The sequence below is a fragment of the Gilliamella sp. B3783 genome (assembly GCF_026536125.1).
Classification (GTDB): domain Bacteria; phylum Pseudomonadota; class Gammaproteobacteria; order Enterobacterales; family Orbaceae; genus Gilliamella.
In genome coordinates this window covers 82,212-106,294 of the sequence record NZ_JAFNOU010000007.1, presented here as the reverse complement: position 1 = coordinate 106,294, position 24,083 = coordinate 82,212, and the positions used below count along the sequence as shown (strand labels likewise).

The window sequence follows — 24,083 nt, the reverse complement described above, 5'->3', positions numbered from 1 at the left end:
TTAGTCAGCTAAGTATTAAGATAAAGTAATATGACTTTAAGGTAATAAAGTCGTTTATTTTCGTAATAATTTACGTAACATCTGTATTAAAGATTCTTGTTCTTGGCTATCTAAAACTTGAGCAAAAGCCCGGATAGCTTTGAGATGATTGGGTAATGCGTTATGAATAAGTTTAATGCCAGCATCAGTTAAAGCGATCAGACGTGTACGGCCATCTTCTCCACTTTTGCTCATTGATATTAAAGGGCTTGATGCTGCAAGCATTCGCTTGACCATAATTGAAACGGTTGCCGGTGTTACGCCTATTCGCAATGCTAAATCGCTGGCATTAGTTTCGCCTTCAGAATAGAGCGACATTAATAAAGCAAACTTGCCTTCAGATACACCATAATCTTTGGTTAACTGTGCATAAATATTTGCTCGAATTAAATCTGCTGTGGTGATCAAGCTTAATACTAGATCCACACCCGAAACGTCAACAACATCATCATTAAATCTTTGCGCTCGTGCTAAAGTTTCACGAGATGGTAGCATTCTTGAATTGTAATTCAATTATCATTACTCAATTTATTTAGTCGGCTAATTATACAAATTTCACTACAATTATCAATTAATTTTTTACACGCTTTTTAGTGTCAAATATTAGCAAGTTTTGTTAAATAATTAGATTTTACGGATAAGATCTCACCACAAGTATGTGCTTACTTCACTTAACATAATCCTTTAGTTAGGATTATGTGGATTTTAAGTAAAACATCTTGCAGTTAAAATCTAAATTATTGTGTTCGTTTGTGTATCGATTGATGGCAATTCCCTCTATTTGTTCAGAGGGTTTATGGTTTTAAATAGCACTTATAAATCAAGTTGGCGTATCCACATCATCCCAATCAGCATTTTCAAAATTGGTTAGCCAGTTTAATGCGTAATGGCGTTCGTAAATCACACCGCCGTTAATTGATGCAGGAAGCGCCTTATCCTCACGCCCGTATTCTCTTGTTAACCAATGTAAACGATAATGTAAGTCTAAAGCATCCAATATTTCACTCACTGGTCTTAAATTGACAGACTGATTTGGTTGTTGGTTATAGTTCATTGCTTGATTAACTAAATCAGATGAATCACATACAGTATCTGCAAAAGGTAACTGAGATTGCCACTCAATTGCCCATTGTAAAGCTAATAAAGCTTCATATCGCCAAGACTTATTGATTACATCTTTTTGTTCTGGTTGCTTACTGTGGATAAACGCTCGTTCATTATCGGATAGAGCAGCATAACCGATCGGGCAACGCTGTTTAAACTCATCAGGATCGATGGGGTCGTTTTCATAAAAGCCTTCTGCTTGAATGCAACATATCATCAAAGCTAAAGCTCGATGGGCTATCTCGTCAGGCGATCTTAATACTACTTCAGATTCAGCAACGACAGGCGGTAAACTGGTGGGAACGTTTATACCAAGTTCTTTTAAATATTGTTCTGTTTTTGCTTTACGTTGTTTTGCATCTAAAGGATAAGGCATGGTGGCATTTTTATCAAACTTACCATAAGGATCTTGCAACACATCGCCGTCAGGGTTACGAATAGTATTGTCATATAGATAAATAATTACGTTAGCTCGCCAGCCCCAATCGGCGAACTGATCAAATTTATCTTCGTCAATTTCAATACTAAACAGATGTCGTACTCTTTGTATATGACGATATAAAGCATAACGACGAGAATTCATTTCTCCGTCTCCTGCGTTCATAACAAAACCGATAAAATCATCAAGGTGATCGGGAAGTTCAGATGATTCTAAGCTTAGTTGATTAAGTAGTTTACACGGAAAATCAATAGCAGGTGGATTGGTGAGGGTTGAGTAAGCAGTAATTAATGTAGACATTTTAAACTGACCTTATCTTAAATTTCATGTATATAGAAGTATAAAATTTATCATAATAAAAATAAGTTTTTTATCAACTAATTAATTAGTTTATATTAATTAATAAAAGGGAACATTTTATTTATGCAACGAGGTTAAGTCATACTTGGCTTTTTTATTGAATTTACTGTTTACAATATAAACAACCTGCTATTATTTTTCTGACTTTAAAATTTAGTTTTGTTAGAGACCTTTGATGTCTACTTTTTACGTATTTTACTGACAATTTAATAACGAATATCTTGATATCATCTAATTGATGATACGGTATTTTATTTAATGTCATTGTGGTTAAAATTTGATGGCTTTTCAGTTTAATTAATCAAGGATTAAGCTTATTGGTAAATATACTGCATATTCTTGTTATCTGATTAGAGTAAGTAAAAAAGTGAAACTAAGCTATTTCACTTGAAAACCAAGAGCGGTTATAATTGATATATGACAGCGTAGCTTTATTTTTACCGCGTTAAGACTCAATAGTATTTGATAATAAATATCGTAAAAGAAATAATCATTTATCGTTATTCTAAGTTGAAAAGTGTATGCCTCTGATCTTTTTTGTAACTTTTTGCGATCTTTTAGAAATCAGAGCTTGCAACAAGGATAAATTTTGCGTAAAATTCACGCCCTATAAGATTAATCAATGCAGACATATATTTTAAATCAAGTAATCGTCTGCTTTTTATTGCGGAGTTAAGTATGTACGCAGTTTTCCAAAGTGGTGGCAAGCAACACCGAGTTAGCGAAGGACAAGTCGTTCGCTTGGAAAAAATTGAAGTCGAAACCGGCGCAGAAGTTGTTTTCGATAAAGTTTTAATGGTAGCAAATGGTGAAGACATCAAAGTTGGTGCTCCGTTTGTTGAAGGTGCAACAATTAAAGCAGAAATTGTTGAACACGGTCGTGGTGACAAGGTAAAAATTGTTAAATTCCGTCGTCGTAAACACTATCGTAAACAACAAGGTCACCGTCAGTGGTTCACTGATGTGAAGATCACTGCAATCGCTTAATAGGAGTATCGAACAATGGCACATAAGAAGGCTGGTGGTTCATCACGTAACGGTCGTGATTCCCAAAGTAAACGTTTAGGTGTTAAACGTTATGGTAGTCAAGAAGTTCTTGCTGGTAATATTTTAGTTCGTCAGCGTGGAACGCAATTTCACCCAGGTACTAATGTAGGTTGTGGTCGTGACCATACCTTATTTGCTTTAATTGACGGACAAGTAAAGTTCGAAGTTAAAGGTCCTAAAAACCGTCGGTATGTTAGTGTCGTTGCTAACAGCTAATTAGAAACGGTTTAAAAAAATTATAGAAGCCTCACAGTTATTGTGGGGCTTTTTTCATTTCTTAAATTTTATATAATATTATCTATTATGATAAAACAGCAAAATGTAAAATTAGGTTTTGCATTAGCCATGTTAACGGCAGTTATGTGGGGCATAGTGCCAATTGCAATGAAATATGCATTAGCCGTTGTTGATCCATTGACTTTAGCGTGGTCTCGGCTAGGGATGTCTGCGATTGGAATTACGATATGGCTTGCTTATAAAAAGCAATTTCCTAATTTAATTATGTTTAAAAAACGTCGCCGTTTTATCTTATTAATGATTGCTGGGTTTGGTTTGCTCGGTAATTTTGCGTTATTTGCTAGCGCTGTTCAATATCTGTCGGCGACAACTGCGCAAGTTGTTGGCCAAACCGGTATTGTGATATTTATGATAGCAAGTGCTTTTATCTTTAAAGAAAGATTAAGACCAACCCAAATTATTGGTATTTTGGTATTGTTAACTGGTTTAGTACTATTTTTTAATAAAAATATTGCTGACCTTTTTTCTAATATGTCTACTTATGGTATTGGTGTTTGGCTGGGCTTGCTTGCATCTGTTTCGTGGGCCAGTTATGCTCTTGCGCAAAAGGTATTATTACGTAAATTGCGCGCAGAACAATTACTTTGGTTAATTTATCTAATTTGTACTGTATTTTTATGGCCACTTGCTTCGCCAAGTAAAATTGCTCATGCTGATGCAACACAATTATTTGCCATTATTTTTTGTGGTTTAAATACTATTATCGCTTATGGCGCATTAGTGATGGCTATGGAGCGTTGGCAGGCTGCTCAAGTTAGTGCTATAACAACACTCACACCGTTGTTTTCATTGATCTTCTCTGATTTATTTGCATTAATTTGGCCAGAAAAGTTTGCCATGCAATATTTAAATATTTTAGGTTATATTGGCGCAATATCGGTTGTTGCAGGGGCGATGTTTGCAACAATTGGACACCATATTTGGCAACCAAGAAAAGGTTTGCTGATTAACCGAAAAAAAGAGGAAAATTTATGAAATTTGTTGATGAAGCTACAATTCGAGTTGAAGCCGGAGATGGTGGCAATGGTTGTGTAGGTTTTCGTCGGGAAAAGTATATACCTAAAGGTGGTCCAGATGGTGGTGATGGTGGTGATGGTGGTGATGTGTTTTTTGTTGCCGATGAAAACTTGAACACCTTGGTTGATTTTCAGTTTGAAAAAAATTATCGCGCAGAGCGCGGACAAAATGGGCAAGGTTCTGATTGTACGGGTAAACGTGGTAAAGATATTACCGTTAAAGTGCCTGTTGGAACACGTATTACCGATAAATATACTGGTGAAATCATTGGTGATTTAACTCATCATCAACAAAAAGTCTTAGTTGCCAAAGGTGGCTTTCATGGCTTGGGAAATGCTCGTTTCAAATCGTCAGTTAACCGCGCGCCAAGGCAGAAAACTGATGGTACGCCGGGTGAAAAGCGAGATGTTTTATTAGAGTTATTATTACTTGCTGATGTGGGAATGCTTGGTTTACCTAATGCTGGTAAATCAACGTTTATTCGTTCAGTATCGGCAGCTAAACCTAAAGTTGCAGATTATCCTTTTACAACATTAGTACCGAGTTTAGGTGTGGTTAGAATGGATAACGAACAAAGCTTTGTGGTTGCTGATATACCTGGGTTGATTGAAGGTGCTGCTGAAGGGGCAGGGCTTGGAATTCGCTTTTTAAAACATCTTGAACGATGCCGGGTATTAGTCCATTTAGTTGATATTGCACCGATTGATGGTACTGATCCTGTTGAAAATGCAAAAGTGATCATTCAAGAACTCCATCAATATAGTGAAAAACTCGCCAGTAAACCACGCTGGTTAGTGTTTAATAAAATGGACGTATTAGGTGAAGAAGAAAGCGCTAAACGAGCCGCCGAAATCGCGAAGGCACTTAATTGGGATGATAAATATTATTTGATTTCAGCGGTCAATCATGAAGGTGTAAAGTCTTTGTGTTGGGATCTGATGGAATATATGAATGCTCACCCACGAGAAATTGAACAAGAAGAAAACTCACCAGAAAAAGTTGAATTTATGTGGGATGATTATCATCAACAAGCTATGGACGATGCTTTTGATGACGATGATGATTTTGACGACTGGGATGAAAGTGATGAGGAAGGCATCGAATTTATTTACCAAAAATAGATGTTGATATGCATTTTTTATTCTTTACAAAATTTAATCTCTTACAAAAAAGCAGGGTTATGCTCTGCTTTTTTAACTGTTTTTTCTAAATATTCTTCATTGTCAAAATTAAAAACCATTGAGTTTGAAAGTTTTTTTACCCTTTTTTTGAAAAAAGTCAAAAATAATGCTTGATTTTAGTAATGAGAATTATTATCATTAATTTGTACTTTGTTAGAGCGTCGCAAGACTTCTGAAAAAGTATGACATTGCTCACATTGCTTCCAATGTTTGCCAGCCTAGCACTAACTAAGCTGGCTTTTTTCATTTATCACTAAGCTAAATCCGTTTTTTGTATAATTAATAAGCCACTTATTATTGTGCGCTATTGCATTTATTCCATTAACCAACAAAGCCAAATTTTAAAATAACGTATTAAATTCTAATACACTATTTAGAAATATCATGCATAAATGTTGTGACATCGTTAAATAGAGATCAAAAAATTTAATGTAATAATAAATAATGCTATTTTTAATTAGACCCAAGGCTATAGACTTTTTAGGGTATGAGTTTTATTAGTTTTATAAAAATAGCGTTGAATCAATGATATACAATCATTATGCTCAATTCAAATAATTGTTGGGATAGAATTAGCAATATCTATTGATTAATTATATCAAATAAAATCAATAATGCTGCGCTGCCGCCAAATTCTTTGGGGGCTTGATGAAAACAGATTATATGCGGATGCTGGGCTAACCACATTGGTGTTTGTTTTTTTAAAATATTCTTACCATGACCATACATAATACAAGCGCAGTGTGCCCCTTCTTTTAAGCAGGCTGCGATAAGGGCTGCTATTTCCTTTTTTGCCTCTTGTTGGGTTAAACCATGCAAATCTAAAAAAAATTCGGGATCGTAAAAACCTCGTCGTAATTTCTTAAGTTCAAATGGATCGGCATTTTCTCGTATATAACGAATTGGGTCATCTTGTAATAGTGGTTGATAGGTGTCTGAAAAATAGAACTCAGCATGACCTTTTTCATGTTGAAGTTTTTGTGTTTCCATTATTTTTTGTGACCGTTTTTGCGGTTGATGAATGACAGTATCTTGTTTTAATTGTTTAGTATGACCAATACTACTTTTAAATAAGTTTATATCTTCGTCATCCAATGTATATTTATTTGTCATTGATTATCACTCAGGGTAGATTTTTTCTTTAAATTCACATAAATCTTCAATAACACAAGAGCCACATCTTGGTTTTCTAGCAATACAAGTATATCGACCATGTAAAATCAGCCAGTGATGGCAGTTTAGTTTGTACGCTTTAGGTACAACTTTTAACAGTTTTTCTTCGACTTGCTCTACGTTTTTACCGGGTGCAAAACCAGTCCGGTTACATACACGAAAAATATGGGTATCAACAGCAATTGTAGGCCAACCAAAAGCTGTGTTAAGTACTACATTAGCGGTTTTCCTGCCAACTCCTGGCAGTTCAATTAATGAATCAAAATTTTCTGGCACTTGACCTTGATATTTATTGACTAATATCTGGCAAGTTTTAATGATATTTTCGGCTTTACTATTATATAAACCGATGGTGCGGATATAACTTTTCAACTTATCAACACCCAGTGCTAATATTTGCTCGGCCGTGTTAGCAACAGCAAATAGCGGTTTGGTTGCTTTATTAACACTAACGTCAGTTGCTTGAGCAGATAATACAACAGCAATAAGTAATTCAAAGGGTGTTTGATATACTAGTTCTGTTGTAGGATCTTTAATATGTTCTTTCAGTCTTTCTAGAATCTGAATTCGAGTTGATTGTTTCACAAACTAATTATAATCAAAAATAGTGGAATGTTGGGTTAATATTATATACTTTATTTGGACTTTATCGGTAAGTTAAATTGCGTTATTTAAAATAAATATAAGCAATACTATATGACTATTAGCCAATAGTATAATGTTTATAACGGTTTGCTATTGATTTTTTATTGATTCAAATACCTAAATAGCCTGCTTTTTAGCATCGTCTTTTTATGATAAGCTACCCCACTATTTCAATTTCATAATACAAGGTTTTTTATAAAAATGTCGTTACCAATGATTGTCACCTTTAGTGTGTACATTTTAGGGATGATTGCGATCGGTTTTTTTGCGTTTCGTGCAACGCAAAACTTTGGTGATTATATTCTCGGTGGGCGTCGTATCGGTAGTGTTGTGACAGCACTTTCAGCCGGTGCTTCTGATATGAGTGGCTGGTTGTTAATGGGGCTTCCCGGTGCCGTTTTTTTATTCGGTATATCTCAGAGTTGGATTGCTATTGGTTTGATAATCGGTGCTTATCTAAATTGGTTACTCATTGCTGGCAGGTTACGTGTTTTTACCGAAATTAACCATAATTCTTTAACATTACCAGACTATTTTGCTCGACGATTTGATGATAAGAGCTCTTTACTTCGTATTATTTCGGCAGTAATTATTCTGATCTTTTTTACCATTTATTGTGCTTCTGGTGTCGTTGCTGGCGCAAAATTATTCGAAAGTACATTTGGTATGAGCTATGGTTGGGCAATGTTAGCTGGCGCTGGTGCGACTATTGCCTATACTTTTATTGGGGGTTTTTTAGCGGTGAGCTGGACTGATACGATTCAAGCTAGTTTAATGATGTTTGCCCTGATTTTAACCCCAATTATGGTTATAGCTAATGCAGGTGGTTTTAATGATGCTATTGTTCATATTGAATCACTTAATCCCGATTATATAAATATCTTTGCCCATATGGACTTTATCTCTATTATCTCTTTATTAGGATGGGGATTAGGTTATTTTGGTCAACCGCATATTTTAGCAAGGTTTATGGCTGCTGATTCACATGAGGTAATGAAAAATGCTCGTCGAATTAGTATGACATGGATGATTTTATGTTTAGTCGGTGCCATTACGGTTGGTTTTTTTGGAATCGCCTATTTTGCTAATAACCCAGATTTAGCTTACTTAATTAATAATGGTAAGCATGAACGTATTTTTATTGAGCTATCAAAATTACTGTTTAATCCTTGGATTGCTGGTATTTTACTTGCTGCAATCTTAGCTGCAGTAATGAGCACGTTAAGTTGTCAGCTACTTGTTTGCTCAAGTGCTTTAACCGAAGATTTTTACCGTGCCTTTTTAAGACCAAACGCTAAACAGCGCGAACTTGTTTGGGTGGGGCGTATTATGGTGCTATTGGTTTCGGTTATCGCTATTTTATTAGCAATAAACCCTAATAACAGTGTACTTGATTTAGTTAGTCATGCTTGGGCAGGATTTGGCGCAGCTTTTGGACCAATTATTGTTTTTTCTGTATTTTGGTCAAGAATGACACGTAATGGTGCATTAGCGGGAATGGTGATTGGTGCAATAACCGTGTTGCTTTGGATCAATTTTAATTGGTTTAACCTTTACTCACTTATTCCTGGATTTTTATTTGCATCTATTGCCATTGTGATTGTTAGTTTATGCGATAACAGACCTAACGAAGTTGTGGCAGACCATTTTAAACAGGCGTATAAACGTTTTCATAATAAAGCAGAATAAAATTTTTATTTAAAGTAAACTCTAAACGTAACAAAATATAATAGGTAAATATCATGACAAAAAATGTGATCAAACAACTGCAAGAGCGTGGACTGATTGCTCAGCTTACTGATGAAAAAGCACTGGTAGAACTCATAGAACAACATCCCATTGCGCTTTATTGTGGTTTTGATCCTACTGCCGATAGTTTGCATCTTGGTCATTTAGTTCCTTTACTTTGTTTAAAACGCTTTCAATTAGCTGGCCATAAACCGATAGCTTTGGTCGGTGGCGCAACGGGTTTAATTGGTGACCCGAGTTTTAAAGCCGTTGAACGTAAACTCAATACAGAAGAAACAGTTGTTGAATGGAGTGAAAAAATTAAACAACAAGTATCACCATTTTTAGATTTTAATTGTGGTGAAAATGCCGCCATTGTTGCCAACAACTATGATTGGTTTAGTGGTATGAATGTGCTCACTTTTTTACGTGATGTTGGTAAGTATTTTTCAGTCAATGCTATGATTAATAAAGAATCAGTGAAGCAACGTATTGACCGCGATGAGCAAGGCATTTCATTTACTGAGTTTTCTTATAGTCTATTACAATCTTATGATTTTGCGTGCTTAAATAAATCTCACAGTGTCGTATTACAAATTGGTGGTTCAGATCAATGGGGAAATATTACCGCAGGTATTGATTTAACCCGCCGTTTACATCAAAAACAGGTATATGGCTTAACTGTGCCATTAATCACAAAATCTGACGGAACTAAATTTGGTAAAACAGAAAGTGGTGCTGTTTGGCTTGATCCGAAAAAGACTAGTCCATATAAATTCTATCAATTTTGGATTAATACGGCTGATGCTGATGTATATCGCTTCTTAAAATTCTTCACTTTCATGCCATTAAGTGAAATTGATGCACTGGAAGAAGAAGACAAAAATAGTGGCGTTGCACCAAGGGCTCAATATGTATTGGCAGAAGAAGTGACTCGATTAGTGCATGGTGAAGAGGGGCTAATTGCCGCGAAACGTATTACCGAAAGTCTTTTTTCAGGAAAATTAAGTGATTTATCGCAAGCTGATTTTGAACAGTTAGCGCAAGATGGTATGCCAACACTATCAATTGAAAGTGATGCTGATTTACAACAAGCAATCGTTAATGCACAGTTTGCACCTTCTCGAGGTCAGGCCAGAACCATGATAGAATCAAATGCCATTTCGGTAAATGGAGAACGTAACTCAACAATTGATTACCGTTTTACTGATAGCGATAAACTGTTTAATCGTTATACTTTACTGCGTCGTGGTAAAAAATATTACTGTTTGTTAATTTGGGGATAATCGAGTGAAAAATATTTTATCGATCCAGTCACATGTGGTATTTGGTCATGCTGGTAATAGTGCGGCTGTATTTCCTATGCGTCGTATTGGTGTAAATGTATGGCCTTTAAATACCGTACAATTTTCTAATCATACACAATATCAACAATGGACTGGAACGGTAATGCCAGCATCGCACTTAACTGAAATTGTTGATGGAATTAATCAAATTCATGAGTTAAAGCGGTGTGATGCAGTTTTAAGTGGATATATGGGTTCGCCAGAACAGGGCAATGCAATTATTGAGGTTGTTAAAAAGGTCAAAACGGTCAACCCAAATGCGATTTATTTTTGCGATCCTGTAATGGGACATCCTGAAAAAGGTTGTGTTGTTGCGCCTGGTGTTGCTGAGTTTTTATGTAATACCGCTTTATCTGTTGCTGATATGATGGCGCCTAACATTCTCGAATTAGAAGAGCTAAATGATAAACAACACATTAGTAATGTTGATGAAGCAGTTATTGCTTGCCGAAAAATTTGTAATAAAGGTCCTAAAGTTATTTTAGTCAAACATTTAAGCCGAGCAGGCTATAACAAAGATAATTTTGAAATGTTACTAGTTACACAACATGAAGCTTGGCATATAAGCCGTCCATTAGTTGATTTTGGTGTTAAACAACCGGTTGGTGTTGGTGATATGACAAGTGGATTATTTTTGGCGAATATATTACTTGGAAAATCGCTTGTTGAGGCATTAGAACATACCACTGCTGCGGTATATGCAGTGATGCTTGAAACTTTAAAACAACACGAATATGAATTACAATTAGTTGCAGCACAAAATGAAATTGAAAAACCAACTCATTGGTTTCGTGCAAAAAAAATTGATTAATTATTAAAATATGTGAAAATAAAACTAAATTGCGTTTAACAAAATAAATGAGGGGATAATGGATACTATATCATTAGGAGAAAAACTTTCAGATTTAAGGGAAAAAATGGGGTTAACTCAAGATGATATCGCCAATAAAATCCATGTCCGCAAAACGATTATTGAAGATATTGAAACCGGACAAATAATTACAACCCCCCTCGTATTTGTTAAAGGGTATATTCGTTCTTATGCTGAGCTTGTTGGTTTATCCGCTCAAGAGTATCAACCTTATATTGATCAGCTATCTCAGCAATATCTTTCACAACCAAAGAGTAATTACTCCTGTAATTATAAGCGTAAACGCGGAAAAGGACTCTGGTTTATGATTATTTTTGTCATTTTATGTGCATTAGGTATCACTCTATATTGTGTTAATAAAGCAAATAAAAGTAATTTTGTTGAAGTTAGCCATTATATTTCTCCCTCGACGTCTAACCATGTTAATAGTTAGCAAATTTTGTTATTCTCATACAGACTTTTGCTTTAAATCTTGTTAAGATTACTGGCTAGTTATTTTGTAATATAATTAGGCAGGTTATGAGTCATCAAGATTCACCGATTATTAGACGAGAATCTACAAGGATTTATGTTGGCAACGTACCTATAGGTGGTGGTGCGCCTATAGCAGTTCAATCGATGACCAATACTCGTACAACTGATGTTGCCAAAACAGTTGCTCAAATACAAGCACTTGAACGCGTAGGTGTTGATATTGTGCGAGTATCAGTTCCAACTATGGATGCAGCTGAAGCGTTTAAATATATTAAACAACAGGCTAAAGTTCCACTCATAGCTGATATTCATTTTGACTATCGTATTGCTTTAAAAGTTGCTGAATATGGTGTGGATTGTTTAAGAATTAATCCCGGTAATATTGGTAATGAAACCCGAATTCGCTCGGTTGTTGATTGTGCAAAAGATAAAAACATTCCGATAAGAATTGGTGTTAACTCGGGTTCTTTAGAAAAAGATATTCAAGAAAAATATGGCGAACCGACACCTCAAGCAATTGTTGAATCGGCGATGCGGCATGTGGATATACTCGACCGGCTTGGTTTTGAACAATTTAAAGTAAGCGTTAAAGCATCGGACGTTTTTACTGCGGTAGATGCTTATCGATTATTAGCGAAGCAAATTAAGCAACCCTTACATTTAGGTATAACTGAAGCGGGGGGCGTGCGTAGTGGTGCGGTAAAATCGGCAATAGGATTGGGGTTACTTCTATCGGAAGGTATTGGTGATACGCTTCGTGTATCGTTAGCAGCAGACCCGACTGAAGAAGTTAAAGTCGGATTTGATATTTTAAAATCGTTACGTATACGCGCAAGAGGCATCAATTTTATTGCATGCCCTACCTGTTCAAGACAAGAGTTTGATGTAATTAATACTGTAAATATATTAGAGCAACGATTAGAAGATATTATTACACCAATGGATGTCTCTATTATTGGATGTGTTGTCAATGGCCCTGGTGAGGCACTTGCGTCGACAATGGGCGTTGCTGGTGGACATAATAAAAGTGGCTTTTATGAAGATGGTGTGCGTATAGGTCGAATTGATAACGAAAAAATGATTGATGAATTAGAATCCAAAATTCGAGCCAAAGCCTCGATTTTGAAAAACCGAATTGTAGCAACTGAATTATAATTTTATTTAATAGCGAATAAACGAATGGCAGAGAAAAAAATCCAATCAATACGGGGAATGAATGATTTACTCCCAGCAGATAGTGCAAGTTGGCAACAGATAGAAAAAATTGTCAAAGGTGTTTTAAATAGCTATGGCTATAATGAAATAAGAACCCCCATTGTTGAAGATACAGCACTCTTCAAAAGAGCCGTAGGTGAAGTAACTGATATTGTTGAAAAAGAGATGTATACTTTCAACGATCGTAATGATGAAAGTATTACCTTACGTCCAGAAATAACGGCTGGTTGTGTACGTGCAGGTATTGAGCATGGGCTGTTTTATAACCAAGAACAGCGCCTTTGGTATTTAGGTCCTGCTTTTCGCTATGAAAAACCGCAAAAAGGACGATATCGTCAATTTCATCAATTTGGTGTTGAAGTATTTGGACTTGAAGGTCCCAATATTGACGCTGAACTGATATTGTTAACTGCACGCTTTTGGAAAGCCTTAGGTATTGAAAAACATACTTCTTTAGAATTAAATTCAATCGGTTCACTTGAGGCAAGAGCGAATTATCGAAAAGCTTTAGTTGACTTTCTTGAGCAACATAAAGATAAATTGGATGAAGACTGTTTACGTAGAATGTATACTAATCCACTAAGAGTCCTTGATTCAAAAAATCCAGTAGTACAAGAGTTGCTTAACCAAGCGCCAAAATTATTTGATTATTTAGATGACGATTCTAAGCAGCATTTTGAAGGCTTATGTCGATTGTTAGATAATGCAGGAATAAAATACAATATTAATCAAAGATTAGTTCGCGGCTTAGATTACTATAATCGTACTGTTTTTGAATGGGTAACAAGTAGTTTAGGTGCGCAAGGGACTGTTTGTGGTGGCGGTCGTTATGATGGACTGGTTAGCCAACTCGGTGGGCAACCTACGCCAGCAGTAGGATTTGCGATGGGGCTTGAACGTTTAGTATTATTAGTTCAGGCGGTAAATCCATCATTTACGCAAGAAAACGCGATTGATATCTATATGATTTCATCAGGCGATGAAAAAACGATTTCAGCGGCACAATGTATTGCAGAACAATTACGCGATGGATTACCTAACAAACGAATTGTGACTAATTATGGATCAAGTAATTTTAAGAAACAATTTGCGAAAGCAGATAAATTAGGTGCTAAAATAGCCGTCATTATTGGCGAAAATGAAATTGCAAACCAAACAGTTACGATTAAAAATTTGAAAACAGGTGAACAAATTGAAGTTGCAAAGGCCAACATTGTTCAAACTTGTTTAGCAATAGAATAAGGAAAATAGGAGAAAAAAGTGAGTCATCAATTAACGAGTGAAGAACAATTTTCGATGATAAAAGAATTTCTTGCTAAGACATGGAAAATTATTGTAGCAGTTATCGTAATTGGATTATTAGGCTTTTATGGATGGCGTTACTGGCAATCTTATAAAGTGAATCAATCGATAGAATCATCAGATCGATATGAGCAATTAATTAAAAAGTTAGATGAGACAAAATCCGATTCTGTCAATGAATTAGTTGCCTTTGCTAAAGATAATGATACTGTTTATAGTGTGTTTGCTAATTTACGTGCAGCTAAGTTTTATGTTGATGTATTAAAAGATTATGCTGGCGCGCAAACATTGCTAACTGATTCGCTGAAAAAGACTGATGCAGAACCGATAAAATCGCTCATTTATGTTCGTATTGCTCGCTTACAAAATCAGCAAGGTCAATATCAAGATAGCTTAAATTCGTTAACGAATATCACTGAAAAAAGTTGGGCGCCAATTGTTAACGATCTGCGTGGTGATATATTAGTCAAATTAGAGCGTTACAGTGATGCAGTTGATGCATATAATCTCGCTTTAACTTCGGGACCAACTAAAGAGTTAGAAACAAATATCAAAATGAAGTTAAATCAAGCTGAATATTTAAAAGCTAAACAACAAGTTGAACAAGAAGAACAAGCTAAAACTGAGCAGAAAGCTCAGACACAACAAGCAACAACAGAACAAAATAAAAATTAATTTATCCTGCTATAAGGGTCTTTAAAATGAAGTTATCAAAATGTTTTTTTACCGGTGTTTTAATGTTCTCACTTGCTGGATGCTCGTTATTTGGTGGTGAAGAAGATGTGGTTCAAATTTCACCATCACCGACAGTCAACAATCAATTTCCTATTCAACAAATTTGGCGAAATAGTACATCAGGTAATACGCAAATTTACTCTTTATTAGGGCCGATTAATTATGATAATGCTATTTATGTAGCGAGTCGTAGTGGTCAGGTAAAAGCCCTTGATTTATCAAGCGGTAATACGATTTGGGATATCAATTTATCACAAAGTACCTTATTTAGCAGTAAAACAGCTTTATTTTCTGGTGGCGTAAGTGCAGATGATAATTATGTATATGTAGGCAGTGAACGAGCAGTTGTTTATGCTTTAGAACGCAATAGTGGTAAAGTGGTTTGGGAAAAACCGGTGAAAGGTGAAGTCTTAGCGCGCCCTGTATCTTCAGAAGATAAATTAATCATACATACTGCTAACGGTGTACTACAAGGACTTAATCGTAACACTGGCGATGAATTATGGGATGTGTCTTTTGATGTTCCTGCTTTATCTTTAAGGGGGAATTCAACACCAACTATAGCTCATGGTGCTGCAATTGTCGGTGATGATAATGGACGTGTTGATGCTTACTTTATTAAAGATGGACAACTTATTTGGCAGCAGCGTATTTCGCAGCCAACAGGTTCAACTGAAATTGCAAAATTGAACGATGTTGATTCCACACCAGTTGTTGAAGGCAATCTTGTTTATGCTGTAGGGTATAATGGTAATGTTGCTGCATTAGATTTAAGTAATGGTCAAGTTGTATGGAAAAAACAAATTGGCTCAACGCACAGTTTTGCAGTTGATTCTCATCAACTATTTGTTGTTGATCAAGATGACAATATCCAAGCTATCACTAAAAATGGTGGGGCTGTCGATTGGACTCAATCCAGTCTTTTACATCGTCAATTAACCGATCCTGTTGTGTATCAAAATTATATTGTTGTGGGTGATTTTGAGGGTTATTTGTATTGGCTAAATAAAGACAATGGTGAAATTGTTGCTAAAACACAAGTAAGTAGTAGTGGATTAATCTCCCGACCATTAGTTGTGGACAATAAATTAATTGTCCAAGCAAAAAATGGTGATATTTACGCATTTACAAAAAATTAAGGTAATTAGATAAACATGATACCTGTAGTAGCACTAGTTGGTCGTCCGAATGTTGGAAAGTCGACTTTATTTAATCGCTTAACTCGGACTCGAGACGCCTTAGTCGCTGATTTTCCAGGATTAACTCGTGATCGTAAATATGGCCGAGCTGAGATCAAAGGTCATGAATATATCGTGATTGATACCGGCGGTATCGATGGCACAGAAGAAGGGGTTGAAAGCTTTATGGCTGAACAATCCCTACAAGCAATTGAAGAAGCCGATATTGTGCTTTTTCTGGTCGATGCTAGATCGGGTGTTATGCCTGCTGATCATGCTATTGCCAAGCATTTACGCTCACGTCAAAAAGCGACTTTTTTAGTTGCTAACAAAATTGATGGTATTGATGTCGATACTGCTGTTTCTGACTTTTATGGCTTAGGATTAGGTGAAATTCACCCCATCGCGGCTAGTCATGGTCGTGGCGTAACCTCATTAATCGAAACTGTCTTAGATCCAATTTTTCAATTTGAATCAGAAGAAGCAACTGAAGTTAGTGTTTACAATGAACTAGATGATTTACCTGAATCATACGATGATTTAAGTGATGAAACCGAATCATTGATTAATCAGCCAATTAAAGTAGCTATTGTTGGTCGTCCAAATGTTGGTAAGTCAACACTAACAAATCGTATTCTAGGTGAAGACCGCGTTGTCGTGTATGACATGCCCGGCACCACTCGTGATAGTATTTATATCCCTATGACCCGTGATGAGCGCGAATATGTTGTGATAGATACTGCTGGTGTTCGTAAGCGTGGCAAGGTGACAGAAACCGTTGAAAAATTTTCTGTTATTAAAACACTACAAGCTATTGAAGATGCCAATGTTGTGATTTTAGTCATTGATGCTAGAGAGGGTATATCTGATCAGGATTTATCACTCCTTGGCTTTATTATTAATAGTGGGCGCTCACTTGTTATTGCGGTGAATAAATGGGATGGCTTATCGCAAGATATTAAAGAACAAGTGAAAACTACGCTAGATGATAGACTGGATTTTATCGATTTTGCACGTGTTCATTTTATTTCTGCTCTCCATGGCAGTGGTGTTGGCAACTTGTTTGATTCAATTCAAGAAGCCTATGATTGTGCAACACGACGAGTTAACACTGCATTATTAACTAAAATTATGCAGATGGCTCAAGATGATCATCAACCACCTTTAGTTAAAGGGCGCAGAGTTAAATTAAAATATGCTCATGCGGGAGGATATAATCCACCGATCGTTGTGATTCATGGTAATCAAGTTGAAGAGTTACCTGATTCATATAAGCGCTACTTGATGAATTATTTTAGACGCTCATTGAAAATTATGGGATCACCTATTCGTATTCAATTTAAAGAAGGTGCTAATCCATTTGAAGGCAGAAAAAATAGTTTAACCGCATCTCAACAACGTAAACGCCGTCGATTGATGAAACATGTTAGGGGGCGAAAGTAGTTTATGTCAGAGCAAGTTAGTATAGATGGTAAAGAGGGTTTTTGTCCTAAATGCCATTGTAAAATGCAAGTTGTTTCACCTCAACACTATGTCTGTTCTCATTGTAAGCAGCACTACCTTGAACAATACATTTGTCCCATTTGTCAGCAAAATGCTCAAATGATTAAAGGTTGTGGTGCAATTAATTATATTTGTCATACTGATGGTTTAATTGCTAGCAGTAAGGTGATATTTCACTATTTACCAGAGTAAAAAGACTTTATCTATATTAGAGTCATAAGAGGTTATTTTATGCGAATTATTTTATTAGGTGCGCCAGGCGCTGGAAAAGGCACTCAAGCACAATTTATTATGCAAAAATATGGTATTCCCCAAATTTCAACAGGGGATATGTTACGTGCAGCAGTTAAATCGGGTAGTCCACTTGGTTTGCAGGCTAAAGAACTAATGGATGCCGGTAAGCTTGTTACTGATGAGCTGGTGATTGCGTTAGTTAAAGAGCGTATTGCGCAAAGTGATTGTGCTAATGGTTTTTTACTAGATGGTTTTCCTCGCACAGTACCGCAAGCTGATGCAATGAAAGCGGCAGATATTGACATAGATTATGTGCTTGAGTTCGATGTTCCTGATTCAGTAATCATTGACCGTATGAGTGGCAGACGTATTCATGCACCGTCAGGACGGGTTTATCATGTTCGCCATAATCCACCAAAAGTTGAGAATATTGACGATGTTACTGGTGAACCATTAACTATTCGTAAAGATGATCACGAAGATATCGTGCGTAAACGTCTTGTTGAATATCATCAATTAACTAAACCTTTAGTGAGTTATTATCAGCATGAAGCTAAACAAGGTCATACGCAATATTTCCGTATTGATGGAACGCAACCTGTGGCAGAGGTCACTAAAGAGTTAGCTAAAATTTTAGGATAATTACGAGTTAACTAAAAGAGCAAGAAGTTAATTTTATCTTGCTCTTTTTGACATTATTTTGCAGCGTTAAGCGCTTGTTCTAAATCGGCAATAATATCATCGATATGTTCTATTCCGATAGATAATCTCACCATTTCTTGACTTACTCCGGCTTTTTGTAATTCTTCATCATTAAGTTGACGATGAGTTGTTGACGCTGGATGACAAGCAAGTGAACGTGTATCACCAATATTAACTAAACGCAGAATTAGCTTTAAAGCATCAATAAACTTAGCCCCAGCTTGTATGCCGCCTTTTATACCAAAAGATAAAATTCCAGCCGGCAACCCCTTATCCATCTGTTTAACCGCTAAGTAATGCTCAGGGTGAGTATCAAGACCGGCATAGTTAACCCAACTTACTTGTGGATGAGATGCTAAATATCTAGCGACTTTTAAGGTGTTTTGACAGTGACGTTCAATACGTAAAGATAATGTTTCAAGCCCTTGCAGTAATAAAAAAGTATTAAATGGTGAAAGTGCCGCTCCCATATTACGCAATGGAATAACTCGACAGCGCGCAATATAAGCAGCATCGCCAAAAGTTTCAGTATATGAAACACCATGATAAGAGGGATCGGGTTGATTTAACATTGGATATTTTTCCGGATATTTTTTCCATGGAAATTTACCGGAATCGACAATCATGCCACCTAAACTATTGCCGTGGCCGCCAATATATTTAGTTAATGAATGCACTACAATGTCGGCACCAAACTCAAAAGGACGACAAAGTGCTGGACTTGCTACAGTGTTATCGACAATTAAAGGAATGCCATGCCGATGAGCGATCTCCGCAAGCGCCGATAAATCAACAATATTTCCGGCTGGATTACCAATACTTTCACAATATAACGCTTTGGTTTTATCATCAATTTGTTGTTCGATAGCTTGAAGGTTATCATGCGGTGCAAACTTGGTTGTAATGCCGAAGTTAGGTAGTGTGTGAGCAAATAAATTATACGTTCCGCCATATAATTTGGAAACCGAAACAATATTTTCACCGGCAAATGTAATAGCTTGAATTGCATAAGTAATTGCGGCCATACCTGAGGCGACAGCCAATGCACCTATTCCTCCTTCGAGAGCAGCTATGCGCGCTTCCAGTACAGCATTGGTTGGGTTAGTAATACGTGTGTAAATATTGCCAGCGACTTTTAAATCAAAAAGATCAGCGCCATGTTGAGTATCATCAAAAGCATATGATGTTGTTTGATAAATGGGGACAGCAACGGAATGGGTGGTTGGTTCTGGACTATAGCCTGTGTGTAGAGCAATTGTTTCTGGTTTCATGTTAGAGCCTCATAATTATAATAATATAACAACAAGGCTCTATTTTGCGCAAAAAATCCTGAAAAGGTAAAGTGTTATAATACCATTCTTACGATATCAATATCACCTAACTCTTTATATAGATTCTCAATTTGATCAATGTGCGTTGCATTAATTGTAATTGAAACCGAATGATAATTACCTTTGCTACTTGGTTTAACTGAAGGTGTATAATCACCCGGCGCATGTTTTTGAATGACTGTCACCACTTTGTCAACTAATTCAGGTTTTGCTTCTCCCATTACTTTATACGTGAAAGAGCATGGAAATTCTAATAATTCATTTAATTTTGTTTTCTGTTGCATAATTTGATTTCTCAGTTAATCGGTATTTTTAATTACTAGTGTAATCTACTTTTTCCTATATATAGGCATTTTATGATTCTTCAAGTAACAAAAAATAAACATCGCTTTTTAAAGGCTCTAATTTGATCTATGATAATGAAATTCTATTATGACTTATAAAACATATCTTAACTATCAATCATAAGGCCATACAGCATGTTATCTCAGTCCAACAATAAAGAACCCTTTGGTACATTATTAGGTTATGCACCGGGCGGCGTTGCCATTTATTCTTCAGATTATGAAACATTAGATCCCGAACAATACCCTGATGATGCATCCTTTCGTAGTTATTCAGGATACGAATATATGGGCTATAAGTGGCAATGTGTCGAATTTGCAAGGCGTTTTTTGTTTTTGAATTATGGGATTGTTTTCACTGATGTTGGTATGGCTCACGAAATATTTTCACTACGCTTTTTAAGGCAAGTGGTTAATGAAGCTATTTTACCTTTACAAGCTTTTGCTAATGGTAGTAAAAAAATACCCGAAGCAGGCTCATTATTAATCTGGGATGATGGTGGCGTATTTGATAGAACGGGGCATGTTGCAGTTATTACCGAAGTATTTGATGACAAAATTAGAATAGCTGAACAAAATGTGATACATACGCGTTTACCTATTGGTCAACAATGGACGCGTGAACTTAAGATGACAGTAACAAATGAAGGTTATTTATTACACGATACCTTTGATGATACGAAAATTTTAGGTTGGATGATTCAAACAGATAAAACTGAACATAGTTTACCGCAACCTGAAGTAGCAAAACCCTTACTACAAATTCATAGTGCTCATATAACGAATAAAGAACAATTTGAAAAAAAATGGCTTGATGAGTCAGATCCTTTAGAAAGCACCTATGTGTTAGCCGCAGGCCATGCAATTAGTCATGATGATCATTATCGTTACTTCACTATTTCAGAAAGTGCTGAACAAGAATTAATCCGTGCGACGAATGAATTACATTTGATGTATTTGCATGCAACGGATAAAGTGCTAAAAGACGATCATTTATTAAATAATTTTAATATTCCAGAAATACTTTGGCCAAGATTAAGGCTTTCATGGCAACAGCGCCGCTATCAAATGATAACAGGTCGTTTAGATTTTTGTATGGATGAGCGCGGTTTAAAAGTCTATGAATACAATGCAGATTCTGCATCTTGTCATACAGAAGCCGGGCAAATTTTGGAAAAATGGGCGGTACAAGCTGAACTCAATATTGGTACTAATCCAAGTGCAGGGTTACTCAATTCGCTTGCTAACTGTTGGAAGCATAGTGATGCTCAAGCTTTTGTACACATCATGCAAGACAATGATAGTGAGGAAAATTATCACGCTTTGTTTATGCAAAAAGCTCTGACTTTAGCTGGTTTTAAAAGCAAAATATTACGTGGCTTAACTGGTTTAAAATGGGATAAGCAAGGGCAATTAGTTGATGATGAAAACAGGCAGGTCACTTGTGTATGGAAAACATGGGCATGGGAAACAGTATTAGAGCAGCTGCGACAAGAAAGTGAGGCGCAAGTTGCTGGCTTACCGATTCGTACTTGGCATCCTGAAAATGCGGTCCGATTAATTGACGTGCTTTTAAGACCTGAAGTCTCGGTTTTTGAGCCTTTATGGACAGTAATACCAAGTAATAAAGCGATTTTACCGGTGCTATGGTCATTGTTTCCTAATCATCGTTATTTATTAGAATCAACGTTTGAACTTAATGCAGATCTTATCAAAAAAGGGTATGCCATTAAACCTATTGCCGGTCGACGCGGTAGTGATATTGAATTAGTCAGTAGTCAAGAACAAACACTAGGCAAAACGGTTGGTCAATTTGCTAAGCAAGAAAATATTTACCAAGAGCTTTGGTGTTTACCTAAGGTCGATGATCGATATTTACAAGTTTGTACTTTCACTGTTGGAGGTCATTATGGTGGCGCGTGTTTACGTTCAGATCCCACTTTGGTGATAAAAGGTGAAAGTGATATGCAACCACTACGTGTATTAACTGATGAGCAATTTATGAAATAATTTCTTTGTAAAGAATTTTCAGGTTATAGTTATACCAGATGTAACAAGAATAGACATATTTTAGATAGGTAAATGACTATCACTTGATTAACTTATTTTTAATAAGTTCTCATTGTTATTGACTAACCCTAGTCGACTAAAAAAATTCGATGAAAAACTTACACTATCATGTAGTGTGGTTATGTTTATAATTAGGTTTTTGTTGAAATTGATTGAGTTACATAAATATAATTAAAATAATGGGATAAAAAGGAATATATGGTAAATACATTACTTCGAAGTGGTGATATTAAAGATTTCAAAATGCTTGGGCATGATGGGAAAGCCGCTTATCTTGTTGCGGCGCAAATCCGTGAAATGTTTAGAATTAAATTAGGTAAACAATATGCCGATTGTTTAGCTATACCACAACGTAATGATCAAGGTAATATTATTGATTGGTACATTCCTTTTGAATCAGATCAACCTGATGGGCAATATGATATTGTACCTTGGACATCAGCGAGCGAATCAGAGCAAGAATCAGCTTTGATTTTACTCAAAGAGTTTGAACACAAAGTATTGAATTTTGGTAAACAGTTAGCAAGCAACCCTAATTTAGAAGGCGATCAACTGCTTTTTAGTCGCTTGATTTATGATCCCAACAATAAGAGTGATGACCTAGAACCCAATTTGATGGCAATTCGATTTCCAAGTAATCAATTTGTCTATATTGTTAACGGTAAACCTGTTATTACTTTTTGGGGATTTGTTTATCCGCAAACTGCGCAAGTCAATTCACCATTTTATTGTTTAGAATCATTCAAACAACCAACTCCATCAGCCACTCATACATTTACTGAGCCGGCCACTATTAACAAACCATGGTGGAAACGCTGGTGGCTCTGGTTACTTGCATTACTGCCTCTATTATTACTTTTATTGGCGATTTTTTGGCTTCGAGGCTGTTGGCAATCCCCTGTAGTATCGATTAATGCTGATTTAGGTAGAGATAATCATGTTTCTTCTTCTACTGTTACCGATGAAAAGCTGGAACAAGATAAAAAAGATCCTGAACCTACTGATAAAGTAATCGATAGAAACATTAAAGTGGTTAACGGAGTAACAACCAACGGTCATGATATTATTGATGCCAATGGTACCCGAGTGAATGGTGATGTTGTAGCTAACACCGTTAATCCTGTTGATTCCGCTACATTACCTAATGATGTTAAAGATGATAATAGTCTTAACCAAAACTCAGACACGTTAAATAAAGATGAGCAGGTTAATCATTCAGAAAAAGATAAAGTTGATAATCAAAATAATAACGATGATAAGTCGCCGACTAATGAACCTGATAAAAAAGATGAAAATAGCAAAGGATCAATTCCTCCCGATTTAGATGATGGTAAGCAAACAGGCACAGGAACTAACCCAGATCAAACTAATAATTTAGCTTTATCTCAAGATCAACTTAAACAAGGATCAACTAAATTTTTAGATGGTCAATGGTCTGTTGGAGGCGGTATTCAAGATAAAGCTACAGGCAAACCATTACAATTGAGTTATGACTTTAATGAAGGTAATGGTCAAGTTACCGTAACACGTAGTGATGGTGTTAAGTGTGTAGGTAAAGTAGAGAGCGGTATTAACAAGTCGAATTTAAATATTGCCAGCAATACTGAAGCAATATGTAGTGACAATAGTAAATATCAATTACCAAAAATTCAATGTACGCCTGGTAAAAACAATCAAGCTGATTGCCAAGGGGTTTATGATAACGGGAAAACATTCCCAATTACTATGAAAAAACAATAAGGTAGTAT

Annotated in this window: 23 protein-coding genes; 17 read left to right on the top strand and 6 right to left on the bottom strand. The window is 36.0% G+C overall.

Features of this window, described 5'->3' with window-relative positions:
- Positions 1-54 precede the first annotated feature (54 nt).
- Both J3U59_RS08395 and J3U59_RS08390 read right to left on the bottom strand, forming a co-directional pair.
- Positions 55-552, bottom strand: coding sequence for a MarR family winged helix-turn-helix transcriptional regulator (locus J3U59_RS08395; RefSeq protein WP_267333908.1), 498 nt, complete (start codon positions 550-552; stop codon positions 55-57).
- Between the two features lie 307 nt (positions 553-859).
- Positions 860-1,882, bottom strand: a complete 1,023-nt coding sequence (locus tag J3U59_RS08390) for a DUF4272 domain-containing protein (RefSeq protein ID WP_267333907.1) — start codon at positions 1,880-1,882, stop codon at positions 860-862.
- 738 nt (positions 1,883-2,620) lie between these two features.
- Here J3U59_RS08390 and rplU point away from each other — a divergent pair.
- The 4 genes from rplU to cgtA all read left to right on the top strand — a co-directional run bounded on the left by rplU (position 2,621) and on the right by cgtA (position 5,424).
- Positions 2,621-2,929 carry a 50S ribosomal protein L21 gene (gene rplU / locus J3U59_RS08385; RefSeq protein WP_025314436.1) on the top strand — a complete coding sequence of 103 codons (309 nt, stop codon included), beginning with the start codon at positions 2,621-2,623 and terminating at the stop codon, positions 2,927-2,929.
- Positions 2,930-2,944: 15 nt separating this feature from the next.
- On the top strand, positions 2,945-3,205 hold the full coding sequence (gene rpmA, locus J3U59_RS08380; RefSeq protein WP_034915250.1) for a 50S ribosomal protein L27: 261 nt from the start codon (positions 2,945-2,947) through the stop codon (positions 3,203-3,205).
- 87 nt (positions 3,206-3,292) lie between these two features.
- On the top strand, positions 3,293-4,261 hold the full coding sequence (locus J3U59_RS08375; protein WP_267333906.1) for a DMT family transporter: 969 nt from the start codon (positions 3,293-3,295) through the stop codon (positions 4,259-4,261).
- Entirely contained in the window at positions 4,258-5,424 is a 1,167-nt protein-coding gene (gene cgtA / locus J3U59_RS08370; protein ID WP_267333905.1) for an Obg family GTPase CgtA, read from the top strand. The genes J3U59_RS08375 and cgtA overlap by 4 nt, the downstream gene beginning before the upstream one ends.
- Positions 5,425-6,066: 642 nt before the next feature.
- Here cgtA and smrB read toward each other — a convergent pair.
- Positions 6,067-6,597, bottom strand: coding sequence for an endonuclease SmrB (smrB, locus tag J3U59_RS08365; protein WP_267333904.1), 531 nt, complete (start codon positions 6,595-6,597; stop codon positions 6,067-6,069).
- Positions 6,598-6,603: 6 nt separating this feature from the next.
- A complete protein-coding gene (gene nth, locus J3U59_RS08360) occupies positions 6,604-7,242 on the bottom strand; it encodes an endonuclease III (protein ID WP_065634495.1) in 639 nt (212 codons plus the stop codon).
- Between the two features lie 255 nt (positions 7,243-7,497).
- On the opposite strand from nth, the gene putP reads away from it, so the two are divergent.
- The 11 genes from putP (at position 7,498) to adk (ending at position 18,530) form a co-directional block, all read left to right on the top strand.
- Positions 7,498-8,991, top strand: a complete 1,494-nt coding sequence (putP, locus tag J3U59_RS08355) for a sodium/proline symporter PutP (RefSeq protein WP_416379599.1) — start codon at positions 7,498-7,500, stop codon at positions 8,989-8,991.
- 53 nt (positions 8,992-9,044) lie between these two features.
- Positions 9,045-10,316, top strand: a complete 1,272-nt coding sequence (tyrS, locus tag J3U59_RS08350) for a tyrosine--tRNA ligase (RefSeq protein ID WP_218056882.1) — start codon at positions 9,045-9,047, stop codon at positions 10,314-10,316.
- A gap of 4 nt (positions 10,317-10,320) precedes the next feature.
- On the top strand, positions 10,321-11,187 hold the full coding sequence (gene pdxY, locus J3U59_RS08345) for a pyridoxal kinase PdxY (protein ID WP_267333902.1): 867 nt from the start codon (positions 10,321-10,323) through the stop codon (positions 11,185-11,187).
- Between the two features lie 58 nt (positions 11,188-11,245).
- Entirely contained in the window at positions 11,246-11,680 is a 435-nt protein-coding gene (locus J3U59_RS08340) for a helix-turn-helix domain-containing protein (RefSeq protein ID WP_267333901.1), read from the top strand.
- Positions 11,681-11,766: 86 nt separating this feature from the next.
- Positions 11,767-12,876 (top strand): flavodoxin-dependent (E)-4-hydroxy-3-methylbut-2-enyl-diphosphate synthase, encoded by a 1,110-nt coding sequence (ispG, locus tag J3U59_RS08335; protein ID WP_065634500.1) that lies wholly within the window; start codon positions 11,767-11,769, stop codon positions 12,874-12,876.
- A gap of 24 nt (positions 12,877-12,900) precedes the next feature.
- Positions 12,901-14,178, top strand: coding sequence for a histidine--tRNA ligase (hisS, locus tag J3U59_RS08330; RefSeq protein WP_267333900.1), 1,278 nt, complete (start codon positions 12,901-12,903; stop codon positions 14,176-14,178).
- 18 nt (positions 14,179-14,196) lie between these two features.
- On the top strand, positions 14,197-14,913 hold the full coding sequence (locus J3U59_RS08325) for a YfgM family protein (RefSeq protein WP_267333899.1): 717 nt from the start codon (positions 14,197-14,199) through the stop codon (positions 14,911-14,913).
- A gap of 26 nt (positions 14,914-14,939) precedes the next feature.
- On the top strand, positions 14,940-16,112 hold the full coding sequence (gene bamB, locus J3U59_RS08320; protein WP_267333898.1) for an outer membrane protein assembly factor BamB: 1,173 nt from the start codon (positions 14,940-14,942) through the stop codon (positions 16,110-16,112).
- A gap of 15 nt (positions 16,113-16,127) precedes the next feature.
- On the top strand, positions 16,128-17,594 hold the full coding sequence (der, locus tag J3U59_RS08315) for a ribosome biogenesis GTPase Der (RefSeq protein ID WP_267333897.1): 1,467 nt from the start codon (positions 16,128-16,130) through the stop codon (positions 17,592-17,594).
- A 3-nt stretch (positions 17,595-17,597) separates the two neighbouring features.
- The gene (locus tag J3U59_RS08310; RefSeq protein WP_267333896.1) at positions 17,598-17,846 is read left to right on the top strand and encodes a zinc-ribbon domain-containing protein; all 249 of its coding nucleotides are present in this window, start codon (positions 17,598-17,600) and stop codon (positions 17,844-17,846) included.
- A gap of 39 nt (positions 17,847-17,885) precedes the next feature.
- Positions 17,886-18,530, top strand: a complete 645-nt coding sequence (gene adk, locus J3U59_RS08305; protein WP_267333895.1) for an adenylate kinase — start codon at positions 17,886-17,888, stop codon at positions 18,528-18,530.
- 53 nt (positions 18,531-18,583) lie between these two features.
- Here adk and J3U59_RS08300 read toward each other — a convergent pair whose 3' ends face one another.
- Together J3U59_RS08300 and ybeD are read right to left on the bottom strand one after the other, a co-directional pair.
- Positions 18,584-19,861, bottom strand: a complete 1,278-nt coding sequence (locus J3U59_RS08300; RefSeq protein ID WP_267333894.1) for a bifunctional O-acetylhomoserine aminocarboxypropyltransferase/cysteine synthase — start codon at positions 19,859-19,861, stop codon at positions 18,584-18,586.
- Positions 19,862-19,935: 74 nt separating this feature from the next.
- Positions 19,936-20,205, bottom strand: coding sequence for a DUF493 family protein YbeD (ybeD, locus tag J3U59_RS08295; protein ID WP_065634508.1), 270 nt, complete (start codon positions 20,203-20,205; stop codon positions 19,936-19,938).
- 195 nt (positions 20,206-20,400) lie between these two features.
- Between ybeD and gss the strand changes: the two genes are divergently transcribed.
- Together gss and J3U59_RS08285 are read left to right on the top strand one after the other, a co-directional pair.
- Positions 20,401-22,275, top strand: coding sequence for a bifunctional glutathionylspermidine amidase/synthase (gss, locus tag J3U59_RS08290; protein ID WP_267333893.1), 1,875 nt, complete (start codon positions 20,401-20,403; stop codon positions 22,273-22,275).
- A 258-nt stretch (positions 22,276-22,533) separates the two neighbouring features.
- Complete coding sequence (locus tag J3U59_RS08285; RefSeq protein WP_267333892.1) at positions 22,534-24,075, top strand: SrfA family protein; 1,542 nt, start codon at positions 22,534-22,536, stop codon at positions 24,073-24,075.
- The last annotated feature ends 8 nt before the right edge of the window (positions 24,076-24,083 follow it).

Excerpts from the sequence above, each read along its gene's own strand:
- J3U59_RS08390 (WP_267333907.1), bottom strand. The coding sequence starts at position 1,882 with ATGTCTACATTAATTACTGCTTACTCAACCCTCACCAATCCACCTGCT.
- rplU (WP_025314436.1), top strand. The coding sequence starts at position 2,621 with ATGTACGCAGTTTTCCAAAGTGGTGGCAAGCAACACCGAGTTAGCGAA.
- rpmA (WP_034915250.1), top strand. The coding sequence starts at position 2,945 with ATGGCACATAAGAAGGCTGGTGGTTCATCACGTAACGGTCGTGATTCC.
- J3U59_RS08375 (WP_267333906.1), top strand. The coding sequence starts at position 3,293 with ATGATAAAACAGCAAAATGTAAAATTAGGTTTTGCATTAGCCATGTTA.
- cgtA (WP_267333905.1), top strand. The coding sequence starts at position 4,258 with ATGAAATTTGTTGATGAAGCTACAATTCGAGTTGAAGCCGGAGATGGT.
- smrB (WP_267333904.1), bottom strand. The coding sequence starts at position 6,597 with ATGACAAATAAATATACATTGGATGACGAAGATATAAACTTATTTAAA.
- tyrS (WP_218056882.1), top strand. The coding sequence starts at position 9,045 with ATGACAAAAAATGTGATCAAACAACTGCAAGAGCGTGGACTGATTGCT.
- J3U59_RS08340 (WP_267333901.1), top strand. The coding sequence starts at position 11,246 with ATGGATACTATATCATTAGGAGAAAAACTTTCAGATTTAAGGGAAAAA.
- ispG (WP_065634500.1), top strand. The coding sequence starts at position 11,767 with ATGAGTCATCAAGATTCACCGATTATTAGACGAGAATCTACAAGGATT.
- hisS (WP_267333900.1), top strand. The coding sequence starts at position 12,901 with ATGGCAGAGAAAAAAATCCAATCAATACGGGGAATGAATGATTTACTC.
- bamB (WP_267333898.1), top strand. The coding sequence starts at position 14,940 with ATGAAGTTATCAAAATGTTTTTTTACCGGTGTTTTAATGTTCTCACTT.
- der (WP_267333897.1), top strand. The coding sequence starts at position 16,128 with ATGATACCTGTAGTAGCACTAGTTGGTCGTCCGAATGTTGGAAAGTCG.
- J3U59_RS08310 (WP_267333896.1), top strand. The coding sequence starts at position 17,598 with ATGTCAGAGCAAGTTAGTATAGATGGTAAAGAGGGTTTTTGTCCTAAA.
- adk (WP_267333895.1), top strand. The coding sequence starts at position 17,886 with ATGCGAATTATTTTATTAGGTGCGCCAGGCGCTGGAAAAGGCACTCAA.
- J3U59_RS08300 (WP_267333894.1), bottom strand. The coding sequence starts at position 19,861 with ATGAAACCAGAAACAATTGCTCTACACACAGGCTATAGTCCAGAACCA.
- ybeD (WP_065634508.1), bottom strand. The coding sequence starts at position 20,205 with ATGCAACAGAAAACAAAATTAAATGAATTATTAGAATTTCCATGCTCT.
- gss (WP_267333893.1), top strand. The coding sequence starts at position 20,401 with ATGTTATCTCAGTCCAACAATAAAGAACCCTTTGGTACATTATTAGGT.
- J3U59_RS08285 (WP_267333892.1), top strand. The coding sequence starts at position 22,534 with ATGGTAAATACATTACTTCGAAGTGGTGATATTAAAGATTTCAAAATG.